At 37.8% G+C, this 25,098-nt stretch carries 29 protein-coding genes; 19 read left to right on the plus strand and 10 right to left on the minus strand.

The window, feature by feature from the left end; genetic code table 11:
* Window positions 1–2 precede the first annotated feature (2 nt).
* The 8 genes from dtd (at window position 3) to nrdG (ending at window position 7,037) form a co-directional block, all read left to right on the plus strand.
* The gene (gene dtd, locus EUBDOL_RS04490; RefSeq protein WP_004798942.1) at window positions 3–458 is read left to right on the plus strand and encodes a D-aminoacyl-tRNA deacylase; all 456 of its coding nucleotides are present in this window, start codon (window positions 3–5) and stop codon (window positions 456–458) included.
* A 12-nt stretch (window positions 459–470) separates the two neighbouring features.
* Entirely contained in the window at window positions 471–1,325 is an 855-nt protein-coding gene (gene folD, locus EUBDOL_RS04495; protein WP_004798943.1) for a bifunctional methylenetetrahydrofolate dehydrogenase/methenyltetrahydrofolate cyclohydrolase FolD, read from the plus strand.
* A 6-nt stretch (window positions 1,326–1,331) separates the two neighbouring features.
* Window positions 1,332–1,544 (plus strand): DUF951 domain-containing protein, encoded by a 213-nt coding sequence (locus tag EUBDOL_RS04500; protein WP_004798945.1) that lies wholly within the window; start codon window positions 1,332–1,334, stop codon window positions 1,542–1,544.
* 35 nt (window positions 1,545–1,579) lie between these two features.
* Window positions 1,580–2,119: a chromate transporter gene (locus tag EUBDOL_RS04505; protein WP_004798947.1), complete on the plus strand. Its 540-nt coding sequence runs from the start codon at window positions 1,580–1,582 to the stop codon at window positions 2,117–2,119.
* Entirely contained in the window at window positions 2,119–2,667 is a 549-nt protein-coding gene (locus EUBDOL_RS04510) for a chromate transporter (RefSeq protein ID WP_004798949.1), read from the plus strand. Before EUBDOL_RS04505 ends, EUBDOL_RS04510 begins: the two co-directional genes overlap by 1 nt.
* A gap of 77 nt (window positions 2,668–2,744) precedes the next feature.
* Window positions 2,745–3,848, plus strand: coding sequence for a redox-regulated ATPase YchF (gene ychF / locus EUBDOL_RS04515; protein ID WP_022420996.1), 1,104 nt, complete (start codon window positions 2,745–2,747; stop codon window positions 3,846–3,848).
* Window positions 3,849–4,165: 317 nt separating this feature from the next.
* Complete coding sequence (locus EUBDOL_RS04520) at window positions 4,166–6,511, plus strand: anaerobic ribonucleoside triphosphate reductase (protein ID WP_004798955.1); 2,346 nt, start codon at window positions 4,166–4,168, stop codon at window positions 6,509–6,511.
* On the plus strand, window positions 6,504–7,037 hold the full coding sequence (gene nrdG / locus EUBDOL_RS04525) for an anaerobic ribonucleoside-triphosphate reductase activating protein (protein WP_004798957.1): 534 nt from the start codon (window positions 6,504–6,506) through the stop codon (window positions 7,035–7,037). Before EUBDOL_RS04520 ends, nrdG begins: the two co-directional genes overlap by 8 nt.
* Window positions 7,038–7,102: 65 nt before the next feature.
* Here nrdG and EUBDOL_RS04530 read toward each other — a convergent pair whose 3' ends face one another.
* Complete coding sequence (locus EUBDOL_RS04530; RefSeq protein ID WP_040463067.1) at window positions 7,103–7,429, minus strand: hypothetical protein; 327 nt, start codon at window positions 7,427–7,429, stop codon at window positions 7,103–7,105.
* 167 nt (window positions 7,430–7,596) lie between these two features.
* Complete coding sequence (locus EUBDOL_RS04535; protein WP_022420993.1) at window positions 7,597–8,964, minus strand: NAD(P)/FAD-dependent oxidoreductase; 1,368 nt, start codon at window positions 8,962–8,964, stop codon at window positions 7,597–7,599.
* Window positions 8,965–9,149: 185 nt separating this feature from the next.
* On the opposite strand from EUBDOL_RS04535, the gene EUBDOL_RS04540 reads away from it, so the two are divergent.
* Window positions 9,150–9,530 carry a hypothetical protein gene (locus EUBDOL_RS04540; RefSeq protein ID WP_004798961.1) on the plus strand — a complete coding sequence of 127 codons (381 nt, stop codon included), beginning with the start codon at window positions 9,150–9,152 and terminating at the stop codon, window positions 9,528–9,530.
* A gap of 61 nt (window positions 9,531–9,591) precedes the next feature.
* Here EUBDOL_RS04540 and EUBDOL_RS04545 read toward each other — a convergent pair whose 3' ends face one another.
* The 3 genes from EUBDOL_RS04545 to EUBDOL_RS04555 all read right to left on the minus strand — a co-directional run bounded on the left by EUBDOL_RS04545 (window position 9,592) and on the right by EUBDOL_RS04555 (window position 12,785).
* The gene (locus EUBDOL_RS04545) at window positions 9,592–10,500 is read right to left on the minus strand and encodes a PD-(D/E)XK nuclease family transposase (protein WP_004798963.1); all 909 of its coding nucleotides are present in this window, start codon (window positions 10,498–10,500) and stop codon (window positions 9,592–9,594) included.
* Between the two features lie 262 nt (window positions 10,501–10,762).
* The gene (locus tag EUBDOL_RS04550; RefSeq protein ID WP_040463068.1) at window positions 10,763–11,980 is read right to left on the minus strand and encodes an MFS transporter; all 1,218 of its coding nucleotides are present in this window, start codon (window positions 11,978–11,980) and stop codon (window positions 10,763–10,765) included.
* The gene (locus EUBDOL_RS04555) at window positions 11,973–12,785 is read right to left on the minus strand and encodes a Cof-type HAD-IIB family hydrolase (protein WP_004798966.1); all 813 of its coding nucleotides are present in this window, start codon (window positions 12,783–12,785) and stop codon (window positions 11,973–11,975) included. The genes EUBDOL_RS04550 and EUBDOL_RS04555 overlap by 8 nt, the downstream gene beginning before the upstream one ends.
* Before the next feature lie 186 nt (window positions 12,786–12,971).
* Between EUBDOL_RS04555 and glmU the strand changes: the two genes are divergently transcribed.
* The 3 genes from glmU to EUBDOL_RS04570 are packed head-to-tail and all read left to right on the plus strand — an operon-like array spanning window position 12,972 to window position 15,677.
* Window positions 12,972–14,327, plus strand: a complete 1,356-nt coding sequence (glmU, locus tag EUBDOL_RS04560) for a bifunctional UDP-N-acetylglucosamine diphosphorylase/glucosamine-1-phosphate N-acetyltransferase GlmU (protein ID WP_022419699.1) — start codon at window positions 12,972–12,974, stop codon at window positions 14,325–14,327.
* Window positions 14,328–14,347: 20 nt separating this feature from the next.
* A complete protein-coding gene (locus EUBDOL_RS04565; protein ID WP_022419698.1) occupies window positions 14,348–15,301 on the plus strand; it encodes a ribose-phosphate diphosphokinase in 954 nt (317 codons plus the stop codon).
* 19 nt (window positions 15,302–15,320) lie between these two features.
* On the plus strand, window positions 15,321–15,677 hold the full coding sequence (locus EUBDOL_RS04570; protein ID WP_004798972.1) for a DUF1622 domain-containing protein: 357 nt from the start codon (window positions 15,321–15,323) through the stop codon (window positions 15,675–15,677).
* Window positions 15,678–15,851: 174 nt separating this feature from the next.
* On the opposite strand, the gene EUBDOL_RS04575 is transcribed toward EUBDOL_RS04570, so the two are convergent.
* The 4 genes from EUBDOL_RS04575 to EUBDOL_RS04590 form a co-directional block, all read right to left on the minus strand.
* The gene (locus EUBDOL_RS04575; protein ID WP_004798974.1) at window positions 15,852–16,325 is read right to left on the minus strand and encodes a peptidylprolyl isomerase PrsA family protein; all 474 of its coding nucleotides are present in this window, start codon (window positions 16,323–16,325) and stop codon (window positions 15,852–15,854) included.
* 54 nt (window positions 16,326–16,379) lie between these two features.
* On the minus strand, window positions 16,380–16,760 hold the full coding sequence (locus EUBDOL_RS04580; protein ID WP_004798976.1) for a DUF3592 domain-containing protein: 381 nt from the start codon (window positions 16,758–16,760) through the stop codon (window positions 16,380–16,382).
* A 124-nt stretch (window positions 16,761–16,884) separates the two neighbouring features.
* On the minus strand, window positions 16,885–17,190 hold the full coding sequence (locus EUBDOL_RS04585; protein WP_004798979.1) for a hypothetical protein: 306 nt from the start codon (window positions 17,188–17,190) through the stop codon (window positions 16,885–16,887).
* Window positions 17,191–17,486: 296 nt separating this feature from the next.
* Complete coding sequence (locus EUBDOL_RS04590; protein WP_022419697.1) at window positions 17,487–17,894, minus strand: hypothetical protein; 408 nt, start codon at window positions 17,892–17,894, stop codon at window positions 17,487–17,489.
* A gap of 127 nt (window positions 17,895–18,021) precedes the next feature.
* Between EUBDOL_RS04590 and mnmE the strand changes: the two genes are divergently transcribed.
* The 7 genes from mnmE (at window position 18,022) to gpmI (ending at window position 24,634) form a co-directional block, all read left to right on the plus strand.
* Window positions 18,022–19,350, plus strand: a complete 1,329-nt coding sequence (gene mnmE, locus EUBDOL_RS04595; RefSeq protein ID WP_004798984.1) for a tRNA uridine-5-carboxymethylaminomethyl(34) synthesis GTPase MnmE — start codon at window positions 18,022–18,024, stop codon at window positions 19,348–19,350.
* Between the two features lie 117 nt (window positions 19,351–19,467).
* Window positions 19,468–20,235, plus strand: a complete 768-nt coding sequence (locus EUBDOL_RS04600) for a TatD family hydrolase (RefSeq protein ID WP_040463070.1) — start codon at window positions 19,468–19,470, stop codon at window positions 20,233–20,235.
* A 62-nt stretch (window positions 20,236–20,297) separates the two neighbouring features.
* A complete protein-coding gene (rpiB, locus tag EUBDOL_RS04605) occupies window positions 20,298–20,741 on the plus strand; it encodes a ribose 5-phosphate isomerase B (protein WP_040463072.1) in 444 nt (147 codons plus the stop codon).
* A gap of 359 nt (window positions 20,742–21,100) precedes the next feature.
* Complete coding sequence (locus EUBDOL_RS04615; RefSeq protein ID WP_004798991.1) at window positions 21,101–21,496, plus strand: hypothetical protein; 396 nt, start codon at window positions 21,101–21,103, stop codon at window positions 21,494–21,496.
* Window positions 21,438–22,073 (plus strand): hypothetical protein, encoded by a 636-nt coding sequence (locus EUBDOL_RS04620; protein ID WP_235713690.1) that lies wholly within the window; start codon window positions 21,438–21,440, stop codon window positions 22,071–22,073. Before EUBDOL_RS04615 ends, EUBDOL_RS04620 begins: the two co-directional genes overlap by 59 nt.
* Window positions 22,074–22,306: 233 nt before the next feature.
* Window positions 22,307–22,927, plus strand: coding sequence for a manganese efflux pump (locus EUBDOL_RS04625; RefSeq protein WP_040463075.1), 621 nt, complete (start codon window positions 22,307–22,309; stop codon window positions 22,925–22,927).
* Window positions 22,928–23,056: 129 nt separating this feature from the next.
* The gene (gene gpmI, locus EUBDOL_RS04630; protein WP_004798997.1) at window positions 23,057–24,634 is read left to right on the plus strand and encodes a 2,3-bisphosphoglycerate-independent phosphoglycerate mutase; all 1,578 of its coding nucleotides are present in this window, start codon (window positions 23,057–23,059) and stop codon (window positions 24,632–24,634) included.
* A gap of 170 nt (window positions 24,635–24,804) precedes the next feature.
* Here gpmI and EUBDOL_RS04635 read toward each other — a convergent pair whose 3' ends face one another.
* Complete coding sequence (locus EUBDOL_RS04635) at window positions 24,805–25,095, minus strand: Dabb family protein (protein WP_004798998.1); 291 nt, start codon at window positions 25,093–25,095, stop codon at window positions 24,805–24,807.
* Window positions 25,096–25,098: the final 3 nt, after the last annotated feature.

Consider the following 25,098-nt stretch of genomic DNA (forward strand, 5'->3'; position numbering starts at 1 on the left):
ATATGCGAGTATTACTACAAAGGGTAAAACATGCAAGCGTAAAGGTTGATGATACTGTTTGCGGACAGATTGAACAGGGCTTTTTATTGCTTGTGGGAATTACGGATACCGATACGGAAGAAATCGTAAAGAAGCTGGCAAGCAAATGTGCACAACTGCGTGTATTTGAAGATGAAAACGGAAAGCTGAATCAAGGTTTGCAAGATGTTAAGGGTAAGATTTTATCAATTTCACAATTCACACTTTATGCGGATTGTCGTAAGGGCAGACGTCCAAGCTTTGATAGGGCAGCAAAGGGAGAAATCGCCAAGCCGCTGTATGAGCTGTTTAATAAGGAATTGGAAAGCTATGGTATCGTTGTAGAAACAGGCATATTCGGTGCGGATATGAAGGTGGAATTGTTAAATGACGGACCGGTTACCATTTTGCTTGACAGTTATGAATGGGTTGGAAAATAAAAGGAGAAAGATATGGCTGAAATTGTATATGGAAGTGAAATTGCCAAGAAGATAAAAGCAAAATTAGCAGCGAAAATGCAAGCCTTAAAACAGGAAGGTAAGCGATTGCCGAAGCTATGTGTTGTTTTGGTAGGCAATCATCCGGCAAGTCTTTCTTATGTAACAGGAAAGGAAAAGGCTTGTAGGGAAATCGGAATGGAAAACGATTTGATTCGTTTGCCACAGGACATCAGTGAAAAAGCACTTTTGGATTTTATTCAAAAGTTAAATGTTGATGATGCAGTCGATGGAATTTTGGTACAGCTGCCACTGCCTGCACATATTGATGAGCATAAGGTGCTGTTTGCGATTGATCCCGCTAAAGATGTCGATGGCTTTCACCCAATTAGCTTAGGAAAGCTGATGTTGCAAGAGGATACGTTTATCTCCTGTACTCCCAAAGGCATCATGCGTATCCTAGAGGAAATCGGCTACGATGATTTAAGCGGCAAAAAAGCAGTTGTGGTAGGACGTAGCAATATTGTCGGAAAGCCGGTTGCACAGCTGTTGATGAATAAGCATGCGACGGTAACAGTATGCCATTCCCGTACGAAAAATGTAGAAGAAATTGCCGCACAAGCAGATATTTTGATTGCGGCGATCGGCAAGCCACGCTATATCCATGCTTCTTGGGTAAAGGAAGGTGCAGTGGTTATTGATGTTGGTATCAATCGTGATGAAAACAACAAGCTGTGCGGTGATGTGGATTTTGAAGCCGTAAAGGAAAAGGCGGCATACATTACTCCGGTTCCCAAAGGAGTTGGACCGATGACGATTGCGATGTTATTGGAAAATACCTTAGAGGCTTATGAAAAGAAGGAAGGATAATGCGAAATGGTGGATAAGAACTACGATTTAAACGATATTGTGGAAATGAAAAAAGAGCACCCTTGCCATAAATCGAAATATTGGAGAGTCATTCGCATGGGAGCGGATATTCGCATCAAATGCTTGGGGTGTGGAACAAGTGTATTATTTCCACGTGTAGAATTTGAAAAGAAATTAAAGCGTGTTATTGAAAAAGCAGATCAAGGAAGCGAAGAATAGTCATTCGCTTCTTTTTGAGTGAAAGGAGAAACGCTATGCAATCTCTATGGAAGCTATATCAGGTATTTTGTTCGGTGGGGTTTTGTACCTTTGGCGGTGGCTATGCCATGTTATCACTGTTGCAACGAACGGTAGTAGAAAAATATCATTGGGCAAGTGAGGAGGAACTGATGGATTATTATGCCATCGGACAATGCACGCCGGGTATTATTGCCATCAATACCGCCACCTTCATCGGTTATAAAAAAGAGGGGTTACGCGGAGCACTGGCCGCAACACTCGGTTTTTTAACCCCATCACTCATCATTATTTTGTTAATTTCCATGTTTATGCAAAACTATGCTGAGCTGCCAATCGTCAAGCATGCCTTCGCAGGCATTCGCATAGGTGTTACAGTGCTGATTTTCGATGCTATTATCAAGCTTGGCAAGAAAAGTATTATCGATGCCTATTCACTTGTTATTTTTGCGATTATTCTTGTGCTTGCGGTATGTACAGGAGTTTCCCCAATCATTTTGGTCGTAAGCTGTGGTGCTGTGGGATATATGCTTTATCATAAGGCGGTGATGAAGTGATGAAAACATTATTTCGTTTGATGTTTGAATTTTTCAAAACGGGATTATTTGCTGTCGGCGGTGGCTTGGCAACCTTGCCGTTTATTTATGACATGGTAGATAAGAGCGGGTGGTTCACACATCTGGATATTTCCAATATGATTGCCATATCCGAATCTACGCCCGGTGCTATGGGCATTAACATGTCCACCTATGTAGGCTATTTGGTAGATGGCATATCAGGTGCATTGTTGGCAACCTTAGCTCTTGTTACACCTTCCGTTATCATTATTATTATCATTGCCAAGGGAATGGAGCGCTTTAAAAATTCAAAGACGGTTGAATGTATATTTAAAGGCTTACGTCCGGCATCTACGGCTTTGATTGCCGCAGCAGGCTTACGTGTCGCCAAGTTGGCGTTTTTTCCTAACGGAGTAACTATGGAAGGATTTTCTTTACTTGCAGTGGGGATTGCACTGGGCTTATATGTTCTCATACGTAAATATAAGCTGCACCCGTTAGCGTGTATTGCCCTTAGTGCATTTGTCGGCTGTTTGCTTCAGATGTAAGGGAAATATGAAAATAAGCATAGCACTTGTATAGTAAAAATGATAAAATAGATGCGTTGAATGAAAGGGGTATGTATATGCCATTAACAGCAGGTATCGTAGGCTTACCGAACGTTGGTAAATCTACATTGTTTAATGCAATCACAAAATCACAGGTGGAAGCTGCCAATTATCCTTTTGCGACCATTCAGCCCAATGTGGGAGTCGTAGAGGTACCCGATCATCGCTTGGATCGTTTGAGTGAGTTGTTCCACCCGAAAAAAACTATTTATACAACTTTTGAATTTACCGATATTGCCGGACTTGTAAAAGGAGCCAGTAAGGGCGAGGGATTGGGAAACCAATTCTTAAGCAACATTCGTTTAACCGATGCGATTTGCCATGTGGTACGTTGTTTCGATGATGCGGATATTACCCATGTGGAAGGCTCCGTAGATCCGATTCGTGATATTGAAATCATCAATTTGGAGCTAATCATGGCAGATTTACAGACGATTGAAAATCGCTTAGGCAAGATCGAACGTAAAGCAATGACAAATAAGGATAAGGACGCACTGCATGAGGTCGCAACCTTGAAGAAGCTGCAAGAGGCTTTTGAAGCAGGAAAACCGGCCCGTAGCGTTGAACTTGATGAAGATGAGCTGGCAATGTTAAAGGCATTTAGCTTATTGACGCTAAAGCCGATGATCTATGTTGCGAATATGTCCGAGGAAGAAATATCCGATCCGCAAGCCAATGTGTATTATCAAAGGGTTAAGGAATTGGCGGACAGTGAGCATAATCAGGTTGTGGCAGTTTGTGCCAGAATCGAAGAAGAGCTATCCTCTTTAGAGCCGGAGGAAAAGAAGGTCTTTTTAAATGACTTGGGAATTGCGGAGAGTGGCTTGGATCGCGTAATCAAAGCAGCGTACAATATTCTTGATCTATGCACATTCTTAACGGCCGGAGAAGATGAATGTCGTGCATGGACCTTCCGTAAGGGCATGTTGGCACCGCAATGCGCAGGTGTTATTCATACCGATTTTGAAAAAGGGTTCATTCGTGCAGAATGCTATAAATTTGAAGATATTGATGCCTTGGAAAGCGAACAGGCAATCAAGGAAGCCGGTAAGCTGCGTTTAGAGGGTAAGGATTATGTGGTACAGGACGGCGATGTGCTGCACTTCCGTTTCAATGTATAAAAAAGTATTATAAAAGCTGTGTTGAAGTGTGCCGGTAAGGACAGGAAGCACAGCTTTTTAACTGCTTGTTTTGATACGATTTTACAAAAATATACAGCGATAAACGAAAGAAACAATATTTCAAAAATGTAAATGATTTACAATGCCCAAAACATGAAAAGTGATGTATAATAAACAAGCACATAAGCAGAAGATAGGCAAATACGTTTACGTATGCAAGAAATCATTATAAAATATAGACACAATGTCGAAGGATCAAGAAGCAATATATTTCCTTTTTTTATGTCGATATATGGAAAATTCAAGGAGGTAAGAGTATGATTACGGTAATTAAAAAAAGAGACGGTCGTGAGATTCATTTTTCACCGGAAAAGATTACACGAGCAATTTTTCTGGCTGCCAGTCATGTTGCACAGGACAGTGGAGAGGTAGCGGATTATGCAACTGCGGAGCGTTTGTGTGAGCAGGTTGTTGGCTTGTTGAATAACTGCTATCAGGATAAGGTGCCGAGCGTTGAAGAGGTACAGGATATGGTGGTTAAGGTATTGATTGAAAACGGTCATGCGAAAACAAGTGAGGCATATATCTTATATCGTGCCGAGCGCTCTAAAATCCGCAATATGAAAACACGTTTAATGAAATCCATCGGTGAAATCACATTCTCGGATAGTAATGATGCAGATATCAAACGTGAAAATGCCAATATCGACGGAAATACAGCTATGGGTACGATGCTGCAATATGGTAGTGCGGTTTCCAAAGAATTTTGTATGTCCCAGCTGATGAATCCAACACATGCGCAGATGCATGAAAAAGGTGATATTCATATTCATGATATGGACTTTATGAATATGGGAACTTTAACTTGCTGTCAGATTGACTTGGACAAGCTGTTTGAAAACGGCTTTTCTACCGGACATGGACACTTGCGTGAACCAAAGGATATTACGAGTTATGGGGCTTTGGCAGCAATCGCTATTCAAAGCAATCAAAACGATCAGCATGGCGGTCAAAGTATTCCGGCATTTGATTTCTATTTGGCAAAGGGGGTTGCGAAATCCTTCCGTAAGGAATATATGGCAAACCTAAATCGTGCTTTGGAAATCTATGTGGATCCGGATATGGATATTAAAGAGCGCTTCTTGGCAGTCGAGGAAGCATGTGGAAAATCACCTAAGATTGAAATCGAAGATGAATTTGTTTGTGCATTAAATGAGATGCTGAAAAAGGAATTTGCTTTAAGTGATGAAATCATCGAAAAGATCAATGCCTTCACATATAAGGAAGCGATGAAATCAACAGATCGCAAGACCTTCCAAGCAATGGAGGCTTTCGTACATAATTTGAATACGATGCATTCACGTGCCGGTGCACAGGTGCCTTTCTCAAGCATTAACTTCGGTACTGATATTTCACCGGAAGGACGCTTGGTTAGCGAAAAGCTGATGCTGGCACAGGAAGCCGGATTGGGAAATGGAGAAACACCGATTTTCCCGATTCTGATTTTTAAGGTAAAAGAAGGTATCAACTATAATCCGGAAGATCCAAACTATGATTTGTTTAAATTAGCAATGCGTGTTTCCGCAAAGCGTTTGTTCCCGAACTTCAGCTTTATGGACGCACCGTTCAACGCACAATATTATAAAGAAGGGCACCCGGAAACAGAAACTACATATATGGGTTGCCGTACACGTGTTATGGGAAATGTAAACGGTCCGGAAATTGCAACCGGACGTGGAAATAACTCCTTTACAACAATCAATTTACCACGTCTTGGTATCAAGCATGGTATGTTAACGACCGGTACTTTTAATGAAACGGCATTCTTTAATGAATTGGACGAAAAAATCGAGGTCGTTGTGCAGCAGCTATTAGAACGTATGGAAATCCAAGGGAAGCGTAAGGTGAAAAACTTCCCATTCCTAATGGGACAGGGAGTATGGATCGGATCTGATAAATTAGGTTGGGAGGATACTCTAGAGGAAGTAGTAAAACAGGGAACCTTAACGATTGGCTTTATCGGTTTGGCAGAGTGTTTAAAAGCTTTGATTGGCGAACACCATGGTGAAAGTGAAAAAGCACAGCAGTTAGGTCTAAAGATTGTTTCACACATGCGTCAGCGTTGTGATGAAGCAACTGAAAAATATCACTTGAATTTCTCCTTGATCGCAACACCGGCAGAAGGCTTATCCGGACGTTTCACACGTATTGATAAGAAAATCTATGGCGAAATTCCGGGTGTTACCGATCGTGAATACTATACCAACAGCTTCCACATTCCGGTGTATTACCATATTACCGCATTTAAGAAGATTCAGAAGGAAGCACCTTACCATGAGTTTACCAATGGTGGACATATTTCCTATGTTGAGGTAGATGGAGATCCAACCAATAACCTAGAAGCTTTTGAAGCCATCGTTCGCTGTATGAAGGAAGCAGGTATCGGTTATGGAAGTATCAACCACCCGGTTGATCGTGATCCTTGCTGTGGTTATAGCGGAGTAATCGAAGGACACATTTGTCCGAAGTGTGGTCGTGATGAAACAAAGGGCGAATATAAATTTGAAAAAATTCGTCGTATCACCGGTTATCTTGTAGGTACGGTAGATCGTTTCAACAATGGTAAAGCGGCAGAAGAAAGAGATCGTGTAAAGCATGGCTAATATGCTGCGCTTAGCTTCTCCTTTACAATACGATAGTATCGTTGATGGGCCGGGAGTGCGCATGGTTGTATGGACACAGGGTTGTACGCATCATTGCCAAGATTGCCATAACCCACAAACATGGGATATGCAGGGCGGTGCGGAGTATGCAGTCGATGACTTGGTACAGGCAATACAGGAAGCACAACTGCAAACCGGTATTACCTTTTCCGGTGGTGAGCCTTTCTTACAAGCAGAAAAGCTGATTCCGCTTGCGAAGGCAGCAAAGGAAAAAGGGTATGATCTATGGGCATTCAGCGGTTTTTTATGGGAAGATTTAGTTAAAGAACCGATACAAAAAGAACTACTAAGCTATCTTGATGTTTTGGTTGATGGAAGATTTCAAGCGGAGTTAAAGGATTATCGCTTAGTATTTAAGGGCAGCAGCAATCAGCGTATTCTTGATGTGCAAAGCTCTTTAAAAGCAGGTAAGCCGATAGTATCTAAATATGATGATAAAAATATCGCTTTAGCAGAACAAAAATAAAATACACACAAAAGGAGCAAGCTCGAATAGCTATGCTCCTTTATTACATATATGAGTATTGAAAGTTATGCTTTAGAAGAGTGATGATGCTTTCTAAATAAGCAAATATTATAAATTGCAAGTATAATTAAAACAAGAAATCCGCTGACAAGTAAAATGGCTTCCATATCACCGCTCATAACCTTACTGTAAATAAAATGCAATTCATTAGATTCTAGACCGGTTGATAAATAATCTCTTTTTAAAGCAAAGATAAAAGCCCAACAAGGAAGAATAAGAGATAATAGGAGTTGTACTGATCCACTTATTTTGCTGTATTTGATTGCCGTCATAATGCCAAAAATAATACTGCAAATTAAAATCCCCCAATAAATGATCCATAATGCTTCCATAAGATAACCTCCTTTTATGGTTATCTTTGTTAATTTCATTATAGCTTGGTATTTATAGAATGGGAAGTACAAGCTTGATAAAACTTGTAAGTATAAAGAAATAAGCTTTTATATTTTTGATATAAGTGAATAAGAGTAGTAAAAATAAAAAAAGAAGCCGGAGCTTCTTATTTACCATATAGATAGCGTGCAACATAAACACCTGATGCACTGGCATGAGATAAGGAGTGTGTAACTCCACTGCAATCTCCGATAACAAATAAACCTTTGTGCTTTGTTTCCAGATGCTCATCAATATCTACTTCAAGATTATAGAATTTAACCTCGACACCATATAATAGAGTGTCATCATTAGCAGTTCCCGGAGCAACCTTATCCAGTGCATAGATCATTTCGATAATATCATCAAGCTGGCGCTTAGGGATAACCAAGCTTAAATCACCCGGAGTAGCTGTTAATGTCGGTGTAACAAAACTTTCGGTAATACGGCTTTCGGTACTGCGTTGACCGCGAATTAAATCACCGAAGCGTTGAACAATAACACCGCCACCTAGCATATTAGAAAGTCTGGCGATGCTTTCTCCATAATCGTTGCTGTCCTTAAAAGGTTCTGTGAAATGGTTGGAAACCAATAAGGCAAAGTTTGTATTTTCGGTATAGAGCGATGGATCATCATAGCTATGTCCGTTTACGGTAACAATACCATTGGTATTTTCGCTAACGACGACACCACGAGGATTCATACAGAAGGTACGAACCTTATCTTGAAATTTTTGGGTACGATAAACGATTTTACTTTCATAAAGCTCATCTGTTAAATTAGAGAAAATAGCATAAGGAAGCTCGACACGAACACCGATATCCACACGATTGCTTTTGGTTTTCAGACCAAGCGAATCACAGATTTTTCCCATCCATTTACTGCCGCTGCGACCGGTAGAAATGATACATTTTTCTCCGGTAAAGGCTTGTTCCTTTGAAAGTAAGCGATAGCCATTGTCTAATTTTTCCACTGCGTCGATATGTGTGTTGAAATAAATATCAATCTTATCCTTTAATTGGTTGTATAGGTTTTCCAATACAATGTAGTTGATATCTGTACCTAAATGACGAACACTTGCTTCTAGCAGGTGCAAATCGTTTTGCATACATATTTTCTTTAAATGGGTGTTGGCAGTAGAGTATAATTTGGTGTTTTCTCCACCATTGGCAGTATTGATTTCATCAACATAGTTCATTAAATCAATTGCATTTTTACGTCCGATATATTCATACAGTGTACCACCGAATTGATTTGTTATATTATATTTTCCATCAGAGAAAGCACCGGCACCACCGAAGCCGTTCATAATCCCACAGGTAGCACAATTGATGCAGGATTTGATTTTTACTCCGTCAATCGGACATTTACGTTTTTCTAATGCATTGCCGGATTCAAATAAAGCAATCTTTAATTCCGGATTAAGCTTTAATGCTTCGTATGCTGAGAAAATACCACCGGGACCAGCCCCTACAATTAGTAAATCATAATTCATATAAGTTACCTCCATCGTTATCATCATAACGTAATTTAGGGGAAATGTGAAGTTTCCTAGGGTATTCTAACATAATATAGAAAAAAAGCTAGTAAAACTTAGGGGAATTATGCTTTTTATAGAAAAAGAGTCCTTTTTTGCATAATCTGCGTTGGATTGTCCATACTGCACAACGAGGTGAATACATGAAAAAGACAATGCTGCTGATGATTGTATGGGCAATGCTGTTGCAGGGAATGGTGTCTTTAAAGGCGGATAGTAATTTAGAGTATGTGCTTAGCTTTGATAGTCATACAAAGGATACCTATATAGTGAAAAAGGAAATCCAAGATATTTACAATGAGTTAGTGTATGGTATTCAAAAGGAATCGCATACCGCGCTTGTGTTGCAGAATAAAGCATATTTCGCTTATAAAGAGGATATAAAGGTAGCGTGGCGGAAGGGAAAACTGCATATCAAAGAGGGAGATGGAAAAGGGGGTAAGGTTTATGGTGAATTTCGTGAAGAAAGTATGTGTATGGCAGAAGTAAAACCAAGAAGTCTTTTCTTGGAGTTATTCGATTGATAAGCTTTCATAAATCATAAAAGCATGGGTAAGGATAATTACTCATGCTTTTTTTAGAAAGCTAAATGTTTGATAAATTTTTTTGCAGTTCTTCCCAAGTATTGCAGGTAAGAAGCTGATTGGAAAGCTCATATAGCTGGGATAAGCTTAAAGTGGATAACCACTCTTTAGCATCAATAGCAAATTTCTGTTTGATTTGTAAGGATAATAAATCTATGACACCCTTCTTCTTGCCTTCATCATAGCTATCTAACAGATTGTTCTTCTCTCTCCACTCTGCCATCTGCCTTGACATTGCCAGCGACCACAGCCCTTCATCATCTTTGAATTTCTCATGCTTCTCCATTAGCTTTCTCACCAACCTTTCCTTTGTCTTTAGTATAGCATGATTCGCATTGTTTTTAAACAAGTAGCACACCTGTTCAAAATCATTCATTGCTTCCATTCCCTTTTCCTTCGCTATTTCATCAATCATCGGCAGTTGAATATAGATTCTGTGTAACAGTGGCTCTTTGCTTTCTGCTTCTCCATATGGATCTCGCATAATATAGCGATTGATCAATCGTTTCTCATTTTGCGGACATGCATTTACAAAGATGATCTGATAAATCGGTTGTAGCTGACGATAGTTCTCTCCCTCTACGAGCTGTTTGCTAAGCATGTTTGCGCCATAGTATTCAAATCGTTTCCATTCCGATGCCTGTAAGAAGGTAGTCTGCATTTCAAAGTCATATTCATGACCTTGCTCGTCCTTGACATGAATATCCAAGATGCTTTGCTTTTGCGCAAGCAGTGTTGGATCAAGATTGGGATTCAAAACGATGCTTTCTTTTGGGTGAATACCGGTAACACGTTCAATGATGGTGTTACGGATATACGTGGAATCCTCATCTTCACTTCCAAGAGCATATTTAAAGAAAAAGTCGTTGCAGTAATTCACTTCATTACTGCATGTTGTATTGGTAAGCATATCGATCCTCTCCTTTCGCTGAAATATACCTACATATATCTCATACGAAGGAAAAAGAAGAATCGGTGAAAATTTAAAGAATTTGTTAAAAAGAATGCTCGATAGATTAAAATCAAAAAATTACTAAATTTTTTTTGTTTTTCTAGTACCTGTAATCGTATTACCTTGTGAGATACCTAAGAGTAGCTCTAAAACGAAAGGGGGAATATATGATATATCGAATGGAGAACACTAGAAGGGTATGCTTAGCTTTGTATAAAGGCTAATTTACTTTTTCGCTGATCAGTTTACGAAATACAAGAATCAGTACCAATATCATTAGGAAGCCATTAAACAGATAGGCTACATCACTGCGAAGAAGATCAGACATCAATCCGGCAAACAACGTTCCTAAAGGAATCATAAGGTTACTTGAAAAAGATAAAATAGAAAAGAAACGTGTCTGATATTCTTCATCAACCATTAGCTGAAATTGGGCTGTCAATGGGACATTGACGAAGGTTGAAAAATAACCGGATAAAAAGCATAGTGCAAGATAAAGTGCATAGAAGCCATACGGACTGATTTTTAAAAGAAGAATTGAACAAATACCGGTGATGATCATAAGCCAGGCCTGCACATAAAAACAGGTTTTCATAGACAGTTTTTTACTGTTTTTAATACCAAGAATAATGCTTGCTAAAATGACACCGGCACTCACTGCCGAAGCTGTCCAACCGTAAAGTGAATCATTAAAGTGGTAAACGGTTTTCATAATGCCGGGAGAGAATACTTCCTCGGTAGGAGAAACAAGAAAATTGAGTGTCATGATCAAAATAAATAGATAAAAGATTTGTTTATTTTTAAGAATAAATTGGAAGCCTTCTTTAAGGCGCAAGCGGTAAGGTTGTGGCTTTGTGGCGGCTATGTGCTTATTATGCTTATAGGTCAATAAGGCGGTTAAAGCAATAGAAAGGACATAGGATACAATATTTAGCCAAATTGCACAAGCAAAGCCTGCTTGGGCATAAAGGATAGCACCGAGTGCCGGAGCTAACAAATGGGCAATGTTATCGAATACGCTATGTATTCCATTCCATTGTACTAGCTCCTCTTTTTCAATCAAGCGAGCAAAAATACTTGAGGACATAACATGGAAAGCGGAATGATTGATTTTTTCTAAAAATGAAATTCCTAATAAGAAATAGAAATGAAATCCTTCTGTCATTAAGAAAACATTTAAGATGGTAAATAATAAGACTGAAAGAGCATTTGAAAGCATCAGTCCATGTTTCAGATTTTTCTTTTCCAGCCAAACTCCTAAAAAGGGTAGCAACACAATGGCAGGGATTTGAATAATGCTGAAAAAGATACTGGTTGTTAAAACAGAGTGTGTATTTGCCAAAAGGTATAAGGGGATACATATATTATAAATCCCGGAACCGAGGCAGTTAATAAAACGTGAGGCTATAAGAAAACAGCCGTTTCGTTTGCTATTCATAAATTGTTCTCCTTTCAAAGCTTTCATGAGGTTTGATTTGCTTCATTTGCACAAGGGCATGATAAATTCCATGCTCACAAACACATTCGGTAACTATATCGGCAATCTGCTTGGCCTCGAAACAGCCATTTCCCAAAACAACAGCAATTTTGGCATGTGCCAGCATTTCTAAATCGTTCATACTATCCCCAAAGGCAATATAATCTGATATGTTAAGCTGCTTCAGCAATGCCTTGATGCCGGTATATTTATTCATGCCCTTTAAAACCACATCGGCATAGCTTGATTGACCGGGGATAAATTGTAAAGCCTTAAGATCGTTATAATCATGATAGTCATAGCCTACTTCTCCATAAGCAATCATCATATATACATCAAAGTCATCATAGATGCTATGTGGTGGTATTGCTTCATTAAAAAAAGCGGCAGCTGCTTTTACATGGGCATTTGCTTCCTTGGTTAATATTGTTTTTTCACCTTGAAGCAGTAAAGGAGCATGCAAAGCATCGGCTTTTGCGATACATGAAACAACGATATCATGCGGGATCGGTGTACGATGGATACATTGCTTGTGCTTGTCATAGCTGATTTGTCCGTTACAGCAAATATAGTAATCCCATTTTGCGATGCTATCAAAGCCGGCATCTTCAAGGGCATCTAAAGAACGTCCGGTACAAATACATATCAGCTGTCCGTTGTTTTTTAATTCTTGTAGGGCATACCTTGTAGAATCGGGAACACTATGTGTAAGTGGATCTACCAGCGTTCCATCAACATCAAAAAAGAAAATATCAGATGTTACCATGCAATTGCTCCTTTCATTTGTATCGTTACTATTATAACGCAAATCATACGCATAAAACGAGGAAAAAGCTTGTAATCAATTGTTTTTCTTTTTCGTTGGAAAGTTTTACGAAAACATATAGAAAAGCCTTTTATAGCTTTTATTTAAGCATGATTTTTGCTAAAATAATAAATGGAGGTATATTTTATGAAATGTGCGGTAGTATTAGCGGCCGGTAAAGGCACAAGAATGAAATCTTCCTTAAACAAAGTAATGCATCCGGTTATGAATAAACCGATGATTGGACACATTATTTCAAGCTTAAAGAAGTCAAATGTCGATCGCATCGTTGTGGTTGTCGGTCATGGGGCAGAAAGTGTAAAAGAATATTTAGGCGATGAGGTGGAATATGCACTTCAAGAGCCACAGTTAGGAACAGGGCATGCCGTTATGCAGGCCAAAGCCTTGGAAGGCATTGAAGGGGAAACCATTATCTTATGCGGTGATGGACCGTTGATTCAGCCGGAAACGATTCAGGCAGCATTTGAAGCAAATAAGGGAAATGCTTGTACGGTGCTGACATCTGTATTGGAAGAAGGCTTACATTACGGACGTATTGTTCGTGATGCGCAAGGTGCAGTGAAAAAGATTGTAGAAGCGAAGGATTGTAGTGAAGAAGAATTAAAGATAACAGAAATCAATACCGGAATTTTCTGTTTTGATAATCAAAAGCTATTTGCGGGATTAAAGGAAATTCGCAATGATAATGCACAAAATGAATATTATTTAACAGATTTAGTTGAAATTCTTAATAAAAAGGGCGAACGGGTCAATGCTATGATTGTCAAGGATCGCGATGAAACCATGGGTGTAAATGACCGCGTGGATTTGGCAAATGCTGCTCGTTGGTTAAAGCGTCATATTAACGAAAAGCACATGCGCAATGGGGTAACCATTGTCGATCCCGAGAATACCTATATTGATGTTGATGTGGAAATCGGTGCCGATACGATCATTTATCCGAATGTTCACATTCAAGGCAATAGCGTGATTGGTAGTAATGTTGAGATTTTACCAAATTCCTTCTTACGCAATGCGGTGATTGAAGATGGTGTTGTAATTGACAGCAGTAAGATCGTAGAAAGCAAGGTTGGGGCAAACGCAACGGTTGGTCCGATGTCGCATCTGCGCAATCATACGGAAATTGCGGCAAATTGTCGTATTGGGAATTTTGTGGAATTTAAAAATTCTTATTTCGGAGAAGGCAGCAAGTGTGCACATTTAACCTATATCGGAGATTCCGATTTCGGTAAAAAGATCAATGTTGGTTGTGGTGTAGTTACGGTTAATTATGACGGAAAAAATAAATACCGTACGACCGTTAAAGATGGTGCTTTCATTGGCAGCAATTGCAATTTGATTGCACCGGTTACGATTGGCGAAAACGTATTACTGGCAGCAGGTTCTACCATTACAGACTCTGTTGAAGATGGAGATATGGGGATTGCCAGAATGCGTCAAAGCATAAAAAAGGGCTTTGGAACAGCATATAAAAATAAGTAGAAAGAATGAGGATTGTAGAAATGGAAAACAAAACAGTAGTTATTGCCTTAACATCAAGTGTTGAATTGGCAAATGAAATCGTTGCGGAAATCGGTATTCCTTTGGGACAGTGTGATGTAAAGCACTTCTCTGATGGGGAAATCATGGTAGAGCTTGGAGAGTCTGTACGTGGTAAAAACGTATATATCATTCAATCTACATGCGCTCCTGTTTCCAGCAATATCATGGAAATCTTGATTGCGATTGATGCTTGCAAGCGTGCGAGTGCGGAAAGTATTTCCGTTGTTATGCCATATTTCGGTTATGCACGTCAGGATCGTAAAGCGAAACCAAGACAGCCGATTACTTCTAAGCTGATTGCGGATCTATTGGAGAAGGCCGGGGCAACACGTGTAATTACAATGGAGCTTCACGCAACACAAATTCAAGGGTTCTTCAATATCCCTGCCGATGATATTTCAGCTATTTGTATCTTAGGAAAATACTTCCAGTCTTTAGATTTGAAAGATGTTGTTGTCGTTTCTCCGGATCATGGCGGAACAACACGTGCAAGAAAGTTGGCAGAGATCTTACATGCACCACTTGCAATTATTGATAAGCGTCGTCCAAAACCAAACGTAGCGGAAGCTATGAATTTGATTGGTGATGTTGATGGAAAAACAGCGATTATCGTAGATGATATCGTAGATACAGCAGGTACTTTAACTGCCGGTATTCAGATGCTAAAGGATAAGGGTGCTGTTGATGTTTATGCAAGCTGTGTGCATGGCGTATTATCCGGACCTGCAATCCAACGTTTGAAAGATGCGAAGCTAAAAGGCTTTGTTTGTACAAATACCATTCCTCAAGATGACAAAGCTGCACAGTATCCGGAAATGACGGTATTATCCGTAGGACCGGTATTGGGAAGTGTTATTAAAGCGGTAGAGGAAGCTAGACCGGTTAGTGAGGTTCTTGCAAGCTTTAATGAATAATCTATATAGGAAATAATAAATGTTAGAGCTACTATTAGAACATGTCGTTCCGGAAATTATTTCACTTTTAGAGATTATCGGTGTCGTTGTTATTACAATCGGTGCTGCCAAAGCTTTCTTCTATTATGTGAAAGCATTATTTGTAGAAAGTGATACACCGATTCGTATTGAATTAGCAAATGCCCTTGCATTAGGATTAGAATTTAAAATGGGTGCAGAGATTTTGAAAACGGTGCTTGTCCGCAACTTTGAAGAAATCTATGTGTTAGGTGCAATTATCTTATTAAGAGCACTGTTATCTTTGATGATTCATTTTGAAATCAAAGCCGAAAAAGAAAGAGATACTCATTCAGAAGCAAGTGCAAATAATTATTAAATATAAAATTTTATATCTGATTTCTAATTACACGCATAAATACTATACTTTTATGTATTTTTGAGTACAGAAAAACATTCATTTTATCATGATTGAATGTGCCTTGATATAACATTTAACATAAACATGGGAGATACTATAAATTTATTGCGTAACTCCCATGTTTTTTAATTACTAATATCCTAATTCTTTTACAAGTTTCTCTGCATTTTCCTTATATTCGGAATAAGCAGTTACATATAAAACAGTATTTTCTTTTCTTATAACTTTGCAATAATAATCAGATGCCGTAACATCGTAGACAGATTGAGTATTGCTTTCCTCTTCTGCAATTTTAGCAGAACTATTTTCTTTATATGTTTTGTTTAGATTGTCAACTGCATATTTATACACATTAGTTGCTGACTTTTCATTTTTCATAAAATAATACTCAAATGAATATTTCTCTTCATCTACAGCAACGTATATTTCTTGATAAGAATGGTCTTTTGCACTGTCTGTTTTATCTGTAACTTCTAACTCATTCTCTTCCATTATTGATTTAAACTTAGTGGTAGTAATTGGCTCAGAGGTTGAACTCCTCCCACACCCTGATAACATCAGCATAAACACCATTGCAATTATAAATAAAAATTTTTTTCTTCTCATAAATAAACACCTCACAATTTCTAAAATATTATCAACATCAAAACCATTGTATCGTTATAAAACAGTATTAAGAAATATCCCCAGTAACAATACACCTAATCCAATAATTGTAAAAAGCGTACCTACAATGCAACGGATATATTGTCCGCTTTGCTTGATATAAGAATAATTTGGATTATTCTTATCATAAATAACATGACATTCTCCATCAAGATGAAATATATGATGTGGAGTCCAATTTGTTTTATTTGTATATTTGTTGCTAGATACAATATATTCATATACTGCTCTGGCATTTCCATTTGATGAACTATCAATACTTATAATTTTCCCGGTTGTATGTTCTTTGCATTTGATGAATTTAAGAATTGTAGGAACACTAACCATTAAACCTACGATTAAAAACAAAACTCCAATTATCCAAAATACAATCATATCGCTTTCTCCTTGGATTTAATCTATCCTTTTTTATGCCCATATACAGCATTTTATTTGTTCTTTTTTCATTTTTCTTTCGGTCAATGTTGTATCTCATAAAACATTAAAGAGCTATTTTTATTTATGTTAGTAGCATGCCGACATTATCAGGCATATATGCTTTCTTAGGCTTTTGGGGATTAAACTTGATGCGTACAGAATCACCTTCTTTTAAATTTCCTAATGGAGCCTGTGATGCCATTCCGATAGGAATATTAGCGATTTTATGCGTTTTTACTTTTTGATAACGAAGCTGTTCACTTCGTTTATATGCTTTGCCTTCGACAATGTATTCGGCAGTTAAAAACCATACATTTCCATTCCTCTTTTTTTTTATTATTTTACCCATGACCTCATCGGTGCATTTCTTTTTTTGGAACTTAAACATTTTATTGCACCTTCTTACCAAAATATAATCTATAATTATGCTTTCTCATATTATATCAAATCCATATATCAGCCACAATAAAAATCAGCATATTATTACCATTTTGCTAAGGAATAAAGATACATACTTTTGCTTCCTTTCGCTTGACTACTCTTCATAATAAAGAAAAAGCCAACAGCGAAAAAGCCATGGCTTTTAAATCGAGTACCGATTATTTTAAGTATTTATTTCATGAGCATTTTAGATGATGAAATAGCTTGTAAATCACATACTCTCCTAAATAAGATAACTTTAGTTTATTTAAGTAAGGTATCTTTATTACGAGAAGCCCCCATATAATAAAGAAGTGGTGGAATTACACTTACGAAGGCAGAAATCATAGCTTGCGCATTTACTTCCATGAGAATATAGTTGTAAATCAGAATACCTAATAAAAACAAGGCAAGCAGCTGACAGATTTTGTATTTTTCACGTTTATTAGCGAATAAAATACCAAGCAGACCGGCAATGATCTGAAGTCCGATCTGAATATAAATACCAAGAAGCTGTAAGCTTGGCATATCCTTTGGATATGTACCAAATACCTTTATAGATGCGCTATTATTCATAGTCATTGCATAAAAAATAAGTCCTAATGTAAGAACGCCAAGTAGGATTTCAAAAATACCTGCGATATATAAATATGTTTTTCCTTTTGCTTGCATAAAAACATCTCCTTCCAAGACCATTATCATACCATTGTTTCTTAATTTTGTAAAAACGGATATGCTTCTTTCAGCTGGAAGTCAAAGTTTTCTTATGATACAATGATACTATATAAGGGGGCGTTTTATGCTACAAGACACGATTGCCGCAATCAGCACTGCCGCAGTAGATGGGGCTATTTCCATCATACGAATGAGTGGAAATGATGCGATTGATATTGCTGATAGGCTGACTTCCATAGATTTAACGAAAAAGGCATCACATACGATTTCTTATGGCTTTATCATTGACCCAATCACTAAGGAAGAAGTAGATGAGGTTTTGATTTCGGTTTTTCATGCACCGAAAACCTTTACCTGTGAGGATATTGTGGAAATCAACTGTCATGGCGGACGCTTTATTACCAAAAAGATTTTACAGCTTTGTTTAGCACAGGGAGCACGTCTTGCGGAAGCCGGTGAATTTACACGTCGTGCTTTTTTACATGGACGAATTGATTTGACACAAGCAGAAGCGATTAACGACATGATCATGGCAGATACAAATGTAAATGCACGTTTGGCAATGCATGGAATCAAGGGAAGCGTAAAGGCATTGCTTGATCCGTTGATTTCAACCATGTTGGATATGATTGCCAATATTGAAGTAAATATTGATTATCCCGAATATGATGATGTGGAGCAGTTAACGAATGAAAAGCTGTTACCTAAAGCACAGGTATGGTTAAAAAAAATAGATGAAATTTTAGATAAAGCAAACAGCGGACAAATGCTAAAGGAAGGAATCAAAACTGCAATTATCGGAAAGCCGAATGTAGGAAAGAGCAGCTTATTGAATGCTTTGTTGGAGGAGGATAAAGCAATTGTTACCGATATTGCCGGTACAACACGTGATATTGTAGAGGGTCGTATTCATTTATCCGGATTGACATTGCATTTGATTGATACCGCAGGAATACGTGAAACCGAAGATGTTGTGGAACAAATCGGTATTCAACGTAGTATAAAAGCAATTGAGGAGGCACAATTGGTTATTGTGGTGCTTGATGGAAGCCGTGAAATTGATGCAGAAGATGAAAAGTTGCTTGCATTAGCTAAGGATAAAACACATATTGTTGTTTATAACAAAAGCGACTTAAAGCAACATGAAGGAATTTGTATCAGTGCCGCAAAGGGAGAAATTCAGCCGTTATTGGATAAGATTCATGAATTATACGATCATCATCAGTTGGTTGTGGAAGAGCCGCTGCTTACCAATGAGCGTCAAATCTCACAAATGCTGAAAGCAAAGCAAAGTATGCTTCAGGCAATTCAAGCCATGAATATGCAAATGACATTGGATTTGGTTGCGATTGATATTCAAGATGCTTATACGGCATTGAAGGAAATCTTAGGAGAAGTACATCATGAAGATTTGCTAGATACTTTATTTTCTAATTTTTGTTTAGGAAAATAGAGCGATTTTTATTGTTGATGAAATAGATCGAATGCTTTGACTATATTTAGGAAGAATAGCTTGTAGACTATACACAAAAAATTAAATAATATACGTAAGACAGAAATGAGGGATTTTATGTATGGATTGACAGACACGCATTGCCACATCACTGATGAACGATTATTTTCACGTATTGATGAGATAATGGAAAATGCAAAAGCGGCAGGAGTTGTACGCATGCTTGTGGTTTGTGTGGGATTTGAAGAATATGAGCGTGCTGAGCAGCTTCGAGAAAAAGGATATCCGCTAGATATTGCTTTGGGTTTCCACCCTTGTGATTTATATAAATTCAACGAAGCGGATTATCAACATTTAGAAGAATTGGCAGCTTGTAAAAAGTTGATTGCCATTGGTGAAATCGGTTTGGATTATCATTGGGACGATGTGGCTGTCGAGGATCAAAAAATAGGATTTATCCGTCAGCTGAAGCTTGCGGAAAAATATCATCTGCCGGTACTTATTCACATGCGAGAAGCTACCAAGGATACGGTAGAAATTCTCTTGCAGCATTCTTGTGTGGGGGTAATGCATTGTTATAGCGGAAGCTATGAAACGGCAGAAATTCTTATTCGTCATGGATATTATATTTCGTATGGAGGCCCGCTGACGTTTAAAAATTCAAGAGGTGCCCCACAAGTAGCTGTTAAGCTTCCGATTGAGCGTTTATTGATTGAAACGGATTGTCCGTATTTAACACCGCACCCCTTTCGCGGAAAAGAAAACGAACCGAAATATATAAGCTATACATTTGAAAAGCTTTGTGAAATTCGCGATATGGAAAAAGAAGTGTTGGCAGAACAGCTAGAACAAAATTATTGTCGTTTATTCTATCAAGAGGGATAAAAAAACTATCGTTATGATAGCGATAATGTTATACTATTTGAGTAACTAGGAGGAATATGATTATGAAAATTGCGGTTGCCTGTGATCATGGCGGATATGATTATAAAGAAATTGTGAAAGATTTACTGTTGGAAATGGGACATGAAGTAAAGGATTTCGGGTGTCCTTCTACACAGTCGGTAGATTATACGGATTTTGCGGCACCATGTGCAAAAGCGGTAGCAAGCAAAGAATATGATCGGGGAATCGTTATTTGCGGTACCGGCATCGGTGTAAGTATTACAGCAAATAAGGTAAAGGGCATTCGTTGTGCATTGTGTAGTGATCCGGTTAGTGCACAGCTTACTCGTTTACATAATGATTCCAATATGTTGGCTATGGGAGCACGTATCATTGGTGTAGAAATGATGAAGGAAATCGTACGTGTGTGGGTTGAAACACCTTTTTCCGAAGATGAACGTCATATTCGAAGAATCAAAAAAATCAGCGAATTGGAAAATGAATAAAACGCAAATTGATAAACAAGAAATGATATGGCAAAGGCTGTATCATTTTTTTAATGATATAGAATTTGCTTGTATATTTTATAGAAATGCTTTCACAAGTCTAATTGCTCTATTCAATCATAGCAAAAAAGAATTGAATGCAGGTAATAGGGTGATGAAAATAAACAAATAAATTACTTTTTTCAAATATTTTCCTTATTTTTACGTATTAGATATAGTGAAGGGAACTTCAAAGCAAAAGAAAGACCTAGAAAGGAGGAAAAAATATATGATATATCGAATTGAGAATGCTAGAAGGATATGCTAAGCTTTACATAAAGTAAGATATTAAAAACACATAAAAAATGAGGAGGTGTGTGATGAAAAGTAAAGAAGTTTTAGCATCAGTGATTCATCATCAGGATAAACAAAAAGCATACGATCGTTATTGTAAAAGAATATTCAGCAATAAACAAATCCTAGCAAGATTATTAAAGGAATATATTGCAGAGTATAAAACACTTTCGTTAAAAGAAATCATGAAATGCTTAGGGAATGAAAAAGAAGAGTATATCAGTAATCTCAACTTGGAGGACGAAAGCGTATTAGGCTCTTTGGTACGCTATGATATATTGTTTGTAGCGGATATTCCCAAGAGTGATAAGCAACAGATGATCAATATCGAAATACAGATGAATGATCGACCCCGGATACCCGTTGCTAAAGCGAGCGGAATACTATTGCAGTCGATTGATCGTACGCCAGAAAGAATATAAGAAGATACAAAGGGTACATTCGATATGGCTGATGCAGGAATATGCAAATAGGAAAGAAGGAGTAGCGAATCATTACAGCATGAAAGAAGAATGCTTGGGAAATAGATGGGAGGAGAAGGTAGAGAACTATGGTATGATGCATATCTTCATGTTGTATCCGAAAGGAAAATATGATGCAAAGGATACAAGCTTTCAAAATTTGATGAATGTATTGTTTAAGAATGAGCATAGTGTAGAGGAGAAGTTGGAGATATTGAGGAAGCAGTTTGGAATAAAGGTAACAGAAACGATGGAAGAGGAGGTAGAAGAAATGAGTCATATATGTATGTATTATGAGCAGGAAGGTAAGAAAGCAGGATTGACGGAAGGCATGTTGATTGGAGAAAAGCGAGGAATGCTTATCGGAGAACGACGTGGAAAGATTTTGACACAAACAGCAAATGTAGAAAGATTGATGAAAAAGCAATTAAGTATGCAGGAAGCTTTTGAATTGCTTGGAATCGAGAAGGATATGCAAGAAAAGGTAATACAACAATTTAATCATAGCAATACCACAGAAAACAAAAGTAATATATAGGATACAGTCGTAATTTTAGGATAGTTATTAAAAATAGATTTCTATATAATCGTTTCATTTACTTATGCTTGAAATCTATCATTCTATTTTTATCTACAATTAAGGAAGAATTATGATTATTTACTCTTGTAATAATAAATAATGACAAAGTATAAAATTCAATTCCCTAATAAAAGAAAGATCAATCGAACCAAAACTTGATGCTTTAATATGATAATAAAGGGGTATGAACATTGATTGAAGTCATTATTTTGGTAAGCGCCTTAAGTATTGACAGTTTTTTAGCATCATTTGCATATAGCAGTGAGGGCATACGCATTCCGTTTCGTTGTGCATGCTTAATTGCAGGAATAGGTGTTGGATTCTTAGGAATTTCGTTATACTGTGCAGATATTGCAAATAATTTTTTATCACCTATGCTATGTCGCAGAATATCTTGTATTATTTTTCTCTTAATGGGTTTTCATGCTTTGTTTGAGGGAGCGATTAAACGATTCCTTCGTCATCGCCGAAATAAAGCAATGACTCTTTCTTTTCATAATATTCGTCTTGTTTTTGATATATATTTAGACGAAACGAAAGCTGATGTGGATAAAAGTAAATATTTATCTGTTAAGGAAGCGGTGTATTTAGCAATCGCATTATCACTTGATGGACTTGTGAGTGGCTTTGCTTTTGGTATTCAAATTACACAACCGGTCTATGTCTTGGTAGTTAGCTTTAGCGTTGGACTGATTTCGCTTATTGTCGGCTTTGCGATAGGTGAAAGAATAGGTAAAAAATATAAGCTTGATTGCTCGTGGTTGAGCGGTCTGCTTTTCTTGTTTTTGGCAGGGACACGCTTTTTATCCTAAGGCTTGAGGATTTTTATTACCAAGCTGTAAAATCACATTGTACGAAAACATGGCTTTTCCACTGTTTTAAATTGCTAATTTTAATGGTAAGTGTTATATTTATAGAGGAAAATAGGAGGTATTTATAGTATGGGTAAACGACCTGTGGTACTTGTCGTTATGGACGGCGTAGGTATCAATAATTCAGAATATGGAAATGCTGTTAATGCAGCATATAAACCAACCTTAGACGAGCTTTGGGCAAACTGTCCGAATACGGAAATCAGCGCACATGGATTGGCTGTTGGCTTACCAAGCAATGAGGATATGGGAAATAGTGAGGTAGGACACAATGCACTTGGGTGTGGACAGATTTATTCACAAGGTGCGAAGCTGGTAAATGAAAATATCGAATCCGGTGAGATTTTCGAAACGGAAACATGGAGCGGACTTGTTAAGAACTGTGCGAATGGGAAAATGCACTTCTTAGGCTTGTTATCCGATGGAAATGTTCACTCTCACATCAATCATTTGAAGGCATTGATGAAGCGTGCCAAAGAAGATGGTGTAAAGGAGGTTCGTCTACATATTTTACTAGATGGACGTGATGTTCCGGAAACCAGTGCTTTGATTTATGTAGAGGATATTGAAAACTACATGGCAGAATTAAACGATGATAACTTCCATGCATGTATTGCAAGCGGTGGAGGTCGTATGAGCATTACGATGGATCGCTACGAAGCAAACTGGGCAATGGTAGAAAAAGGTTGGCATGTGCATGTATTAGGCGAAGGAAGAGAATTTGCTAGTGCAACCGAAGCAATCGAAACATATCGTGCAGAAACCGGTGTTGTCGATCAAGATCTTCCGGGCTTTGTAATCACAAAAGATGGCAAAGCGGTAGGAACGATCGAAGATGGAGACAGTGTTGTTTTATTCAACTTCAGAGGGGATCGTGCACAGGAAATTTCTTTAGCATTTGACGGTGATGAATCTTTCGATAAATTTGATCGTGTTCGCAAACCAAACGTAATGTATGCAGGTATGCTTCAGTATGATGCTGATTTGAATATCCCACATAACTTCTTGACATATCCTCCAAAGATTAAATATACTTTGACAGAAGAGCTATGCAAGCATGGTATTCGTGAATATGCAATCAGTGAAACACAGAAATACGGACATGTTACGTATTTCTGGAATGGAAACCGTTCTGAAAAATTCGATGAGAAACTAGAGGATTATGTTGAAATCAAGTCTGATGTAGTACCTTTTGAACAGCGTCCTTGGATGAAAGCTGCGGAAATTACCGATGTGCTATGCGCAGCTATTGAATCCGGAAACTACGATTTCTTACGTACGAATTATCCAAACGGTGATATGGTTGGACATACCGGAAACTTTGAAGCTACGGTTATCGGTGTAGAGTCTGTGGATTTACAGCTTGCACGTGTGAAGAAAGCGGTTGATGCGGTAAACGGTATCCTGATTGTTACTGCTGACCATGGTAATGCCGATGAAATGTATGAAAAGAAGAAAAAAGAAGATGCACCGATTAAGGCAAAAACTTCTCATACGTTAAATAAGGTTCCATTTATTGTTTACGGTGCAGATGTAGAGTTAAAACAAGACGAAAATTTGGGATTATCAAATGTTGCCGCTACGGTTGCGGACTTGCTTGGTATTGAACCGAATGAACATTGGAATCCATCAATCATTAAGAAATAAAAATGAACCGAGTGTATGCTCGGTTTTTTGTTGTATCAAGTGGTCTTTCAATTACAAATGTAAGGATTATAGGCTATTGGATACTTTATCTATATGTTTTAAAATAATCTATATGTTACAGTGATTGCATAGCTAAAAGATAAAACACGCTGATCTAGCGTGTTGAGTTTTTAATAAATATAATCAACCGTAGCAGAAGCACTGCGTACCTTATGAATATAGGATTTTACTTTATGAACGTGATAGTCATTGCTTTGATAGCGTTCTAGATCCTCAGGACTATCCACCACCAATTCAAGAACGACATCATAAGAGCGTTCAGAGTGTAAATAGTCAATTCCTACTTGAAGCTCACGAATGAAATCAATATGTTCTTTCATAGATAAGAAAAGCTCTTTCACTGCTTCACAGGAGGCAGGACTATTATCTTTTAATTTTACAAATAATACGTGTTTTACCATTAT

This window comes from Amedibacillus dolichus DSM 3991 (assembly GCF_000154285.1).
Taxonomy (GTDB): domain Bacteria; phylum Bacillota_I; class Bacilli_A; order Erysipelotrichales; family Erysipelotrichaceae; genus Amedibacillus; species Amedibacillus dolichus.

What these genes read in the sequence shown, in the direction of transcription:
- dtd (WP_004798942.1), top strand. Translation starts at nt 3, where the DNA reads ATGCGAGTATTACTACAAAGGGTAAAACATGCAAGCGTAAAGGTTGAT.
- EUBDOL_RS04585 (WP_004798979.1), bottom strand. Translation starts at nt 17,190, where the DNA reads ATGTTTAAGTTCCAAAAAAAGAAATGCACCGATGAGGTCATGGGTAAA.
- EUBDOL_RS04580 (WP_004798976.1), bottom strand. Translation starts at nt 16,760, where the DNA reads ATGATTGTATTTTGGATAATTGGAGTTTTGTTTTTAATCGTAGGTTTA.
- mnmE (WP_004798984.1), top strand. Translation starts at nt 18,022, where the DNA reads ATGCTACAAGACACGATTGCCGCAATCAGCACTGCCGCAGTAGATGGG.
- EUBDOL_RS04575 (WP_004798974.1), bottom strand. Translation starts at nt 16,325, where the DNA reads ATGAGAAGAAAAAAATTTTTATTTATAATTGCAATGGTGTTTATGCTG.
- EUBDOL_RS04615 (WP_004798991.1), top strand. Translation starts at nt 21,101, where the DNA reads ATGAAAAGTAAAGAAGTTTTAGCATCAGTGATTCATCATCAGGATAAA.
- EUBDOL_RS04590 (WP_022419697.1), bottom strand. Translation starts at nt 17,894, where the DNA reads ATGCAAGCAAAAGGAAAAACATATTTATATATCGCAGGTATTTTTGAA.
- EUBDOL_RS04530 (WP_040463067.1), bottom strand. Translation starts at nt 7,429, where the DNA reads ATGGAAGCATTATGGATCATTTATTGGGGGATTTTAATTTGCAGTATT.
- EUBDOL_RS04520 (WP_004798955.1), top strand. Translation starts at nt 4,166, where the DNA reads ATGATTACGGTAATTAAAAAAAGAGACGGTCGTGAGATTCATTTTTCA.
- EUBDOL_RS04600 (WP_040463070.1), top strand. Translation starts at nt 19,468, where the DNA reads ATGTATGGATTGACAGACACGCATTGCCACATCACTGATGAACGATTA.
- EUBDOL_RS04545 (WP_004798963.1), bottom strand. Translation starts at nt 10,500, where the DNA reads ATGCTTACCAATACAACATGCAGTAATGAAGTGAATTACTGCAACGAC.
- EUBDOL_RS04535 (WP_022420993.1), bottom strand. Translation starts at nt 8,964, where the DNA reads ATGAATTATGATTTACTAATTGTAGGGGCTGGTCCCGGTGGTATTTTC.
- rpiB (WP_040463072.1), top strand. Translation starts at nt 20,298, where the DNA reads ATGAAAATTGCGGTTGCCTGTGATCATGGCGGATATGATTATAAAGAA.
- EUBDOL_RS04510 (WP_004798949.1), top strand. Translation starts at nt 2,119, where the DNA reads ATGAAAACATTATTTCGTTTGATGTTTGAATTTTTCAAAACGGGATTA.
- EUBDOL_RS04505 (WP_004798947.1), top strand. Translation starts at nt 1,580, where the DNA reads ATGCAATCTCTATGGAAGCTATATCAGGTATTTTGTTCGGTGGGGTTT.
- EUBDOL_RS04635 (WP_004798998.1), bottom strand. Translation starts at nt 25,095, where the DNA reads ATGGTAAAACACGTATTATTTGTAAAATTAAAAGATAATAGTCCTGCC.
- EUBDOL_RS04540 (WP_004798961.1), top strand. Translation starts at nt 9,150, where the DNA reads ATGAAAAAGACAATGCTGCTGATGATTGTATGGGCAATGCTGTTGCAG.
- folD (WP_004798943.1), top strand. Translation starts at nt 471, where the DNA reads ATGGCTGAAATTGTATATGGAAGTGAAATTGCCAAGAAGATAAAAGCA.
- EUBDOL_RS04500 (WP_004798945.1), top strand. Translation starts at nt 1,332, where the DNA reads ATGGTGGATAAGAACTACGATTTAAACGATATTGTGGAAATGAAAAAA.
- EUBDOL_RS04555 (WP_004798966.1), bottom strand. Translation starts at nt 12,785, where the DNA reads ATGGTAACATCTGATATTTTCTTTTTTGATGTTGATGGAACGCTGGTA.
- gpmI (WP_004798997.1), top strand. Translation starts at nt 23,057, where the DNA reads ATGGGTAAACGACCTGTGGTACTTGTCGTTATGGACGGCGTAGGTATC.
- EUBDOL_RS04550 (WP_040463068.1), bottom strand. Translation starts at nt 11,980, where the DNA reads ATGAATAGCAAACGAAACGGCTGTTTTCTTATAGCCTCACGTTTTATT.
- nrdG (WP_004798957.1), top strand. Translation starts at nt 6,504, where the DNA reads ATGGCTAATATGCTGCGCTTAGCTTCTCCTTTACAATACGATAGTATC.
- EUBDOL_RS04570 (WP_004798972.1), top strand. Translation starts at nt 15,321, where the DNA reads ATGTTAGAGCTACTATTAGAACATGTCGTTCCGGAAATTATTTCACTT.
- ychF (WP_022420996.1), top strand. Translation starts at nt 2,745, where the DNA reads ATGCCATTAACAGCAGGTATCGTAGGCTTACCGAACGTTGGTAAATCT.
- glmU (WP_022419699.1), top strand. Translation starts at nt 12,972, where the DNA reads ATGAAATGTGCGGTAGTATTAGCGGCCGGTAAAGGCACAAGAATGAAA.
- EUBDOL_RS04565 (WP_022419698.1), top strand. Translation starts at nt 14,348, where the DNA reads ATGGAAAACAAAACAGTAGTTATTGCCTTAACATCAAGTGTTGAATTG.